Origin of the sequence: Streptomyces huiliensis (genome assembly GCF_020037025.1) — a bacterium.
GTDB classification, from domain to species: domain Bacteria; phylum Actinomycetota; class Actinomycetes; order Streptomycetales; family Streptomycetaceae; genus Streptomyces; species Streptomyces huiliensis.
In genome coordinates, this window is sequence record NZ_JAIQLH010000436.1 from 1 (window position 1) to 2,516 (window position 2,516).

Annotated in this window: 2 protein-coding genes and 1 pseudogene; all 3 read right to left on the reverse strand. The window is 74.9% G+C overall.

Annotated elements, in window-relative coordinates:
- Positions 1-469: pseudogene (locus JNW98_RS34805) on the reverse strand (hypothetical protein); the annotation flags it as partial.
- A gap of 182 nt (positions 470-651) precedes the next feature.
- Complete coding sequence (locus JNW98_RS34810) at positions 652-1,218, reverse strand: hypothetical protein (RefSeq protein WP_223772275.1); 567 nt, start codon at positions 1,216-1,218, stop codon at positions 652-654.
- Between the two features lie 229 nt (positions 1,219-1,447).
- Positions 1,448-2,086, reverse strand: coding sequence for a DsbA family oxidoreductase (locus tag JNW98_RS34815; RefSeq protein WP_223772276.1), 639 nt, complete (start codon positions 2,084-2,086; stop codon positions 1,448-1,450).
- Positions 2,087-2,516 lie beyond the last annotated feature (430 nt).

Consider the following 2,516-nt stretch of genomic DNA (forward strand, 5'->3'; position numbering starts at 1 on the left):
CGGCCCCGGGACGGGAGCCGTCCCACAGCGCGAGGCCGACCCGCTGGCCGGCGCCCGCCCACGCGGGCGGGGTCCGGACCACCAGGTGCACGGAGCCCGCCGGGCTGCCGCCGCTCTCCCGGGTGGTGTACCGGGCGAGCGTGAGGGTGAGGCCGGGGCGCAGCAGTCCGTCGGGGGCGATCCTGGGCAGGTGCCAGCGCAGCAGGTCCGGTGCCAGCCGACGGAGGTCGGCCCGGATCCGGGCCGCGAGGTCGCGGCCGTGGGCGCGGGCGGCGGCCTTGAGGTCGAGGTCCACGTCGACGCCGGCGACGGCGCACGCGCCCGCCCAGTCCCCCGCGTGCCGGCGGGCGGTGGCGGTCTCGATCACGGGGGCCGGCACGGCGAACTCGCGCACGCGCGGCCAGAAGGACAAGGACGGAGAGAAGGGGGAGAAGGGGGAGGAATCCTCGTTCGCGATGTGAGTGGCCATCAGCACTCACCTTGCGCGGACGGGACCTCCGATCTGTGAGGGAAGTAAGTCGTCATCGCGGTGATCGTATCGATCGGTGGGGCCGGGCCGCCAGGGAATTACGGGCCACGGCGGATGCGCGCCACGGCGGAAGGGCCGGCCCGCCCCGGACGAACGGGGGCGGGCCGGCCGTCGCGCGTCGCTCAGGTGCGCACCATGAGCCACGCCCCGACGCCGTTGCAACCGGTCGACGAGAAGGTGGTGTTGCGGTATCCCGGCGGGATGGGGGAACCGGAGCAGGCCCACATGCGGTTGCGGATCTGTTCCTGGTACCAGGAGCCGATGCCGTTGCATCCGGTGCGGTTGTGGTTCGTGTTGACGTAACCGGCCGGGATCGGGGAACCGGCGCACGTCCAGCGGCCGTCACGGGCGAGCTCGTGGTACCAGGCGCCGATGCCCGTGCAGCCGTTGCGGTCGTAGTTGGTGATGACGTAGCCGGACACGATCGGCGAGCCGGAGCAGGTCCAGATGCCGTCCTTCACGGGCCGCTGGAACCAGGAGCCCGCGCCCTGGCAGCCGGTGCGGTCGTAGCCGGTGATGACCCAGCCGTCCGGTACGGGGGACCCCGAGCACGACCACTTGCCCTCTCTCGCGGCGGCCTCGCCCGCGGTCACCCCGGTGAGACCGGCCACGAGCAGCGCGACCGCTCCCACGGCCGCGGCGATCCTGGCGCGCAGGGTCGTCCCGGCGGCTTCCGGCGTCCTCGTCACGCGCCGCCGCAGGCTCCGCCATGGCCGGAATTGCCTGTCCATTTCCCACCGTTCCCCTCGTCATGCCCATATCCAGGGCTGCCGTCGGCGGTAAGGACACCGGAGTCGGGCGGGAAAGTCATCAGGCCCGGCGGCGATGTGAGAAGCCCATCACCGTGATCGAACACCTGCGCGAACAGTGGTGGTTGTGCTACTCGGGCGGCGGGCCCTGACGGCCGCTCCCGCGCCGTCAGGCGGCGTTCCCCGCACGGGCCATGGCGCCGTCCGCCTCCCGCAGGGCGGCGAGGAAGGCGTCGGCCGACCGTGCCCCGCTCACCGTGCTGCCGTCCTCGAAGAGGAACAACGACACCGAGCGCACCCCGAGTTCGGCGGTGGTACGGAAACCGGCGGCCACGGCGGCCGCGTCGCCGTCCGAGTCCCGGTCCGGATCCCCGTCGACGCCGCTCCGCGCGGCGACGTCCCGCAGGACGGCGGGGTCGGCGACGTTGCGGCCCTCGGTGAAGTAGGCGTCGAACAGCAGGGCCGCGGTCCGCTCCCCCGCGCCCTGGACGGTCGCCCGGGCGATGAGGCCGTGCGCGGCGCGGGTGTTGGCGAAGACCGCGCGGTCGAAGCGGACGTCCAGGCCGCTGCGGGCGGCCAGGGCGGTGAAGTCGGCGGTCCGCTCCTCGGCCGCCGGCCCGAAGACCCGGCGGTGGACCTCCCGCAGCGGCTCGCCGTGTGTGGGCGCGTCGGGCGCCACCTGGAACGGCAGGAACCCGGTCTCCACGACCCCGCCCTCGGCCCGGAAGCGCTCCACGGCCCGCAGGTAGTGGGTGAATCCCAGGAACGACCAGGCGCACGCGACGTCCAGCACGATTCGGACCTTCATGACGGTGAACTCCCTTGCCACGGGCGGGATGAGCGGCGGCCCGCGGGCGTCGCCCCGTGCCGCGTCCCTCGGTACGGTCCCGAACCTACGGGGGCGCCGGCCGGGGCCGCATCTGTCGGATGACCGGGTCCGTCCGCCCTGGTCACGGCGGTCGGCGGGCGGCGGCCGGACGGCGGGGGCCGCCGGCGCCGGCCCCGGATACGATCACCGCGCACACGACGTCCGTCCCGTGCCCGGCCGTTCGACGGTCCGGGCGGGGCACCGCAGCGGCCAGGCAGGGGACTTCCGTATGGCGAGAACCGAGACGACGAGAGCCGGAGCGACGCGGGCGGGGGCGGGCGCGGCGGCGCGTACCCGCGTACGGCGCGCGGCGGCGGTGGCCGTGAGCGCCGCCGTGCTGGCGACGCTGGGCCTGACGGGCGCGCCGGGT

Coding starts and splice junctions, on each gene's coding strand:
- JNW98_RS34815 (WP_223772276.1), bottom strand. CDS start 2,086: ATGAAGGTCCGAATCGTGCTGGACGTCGCGTGCGCCTGGTCGTTCCTG.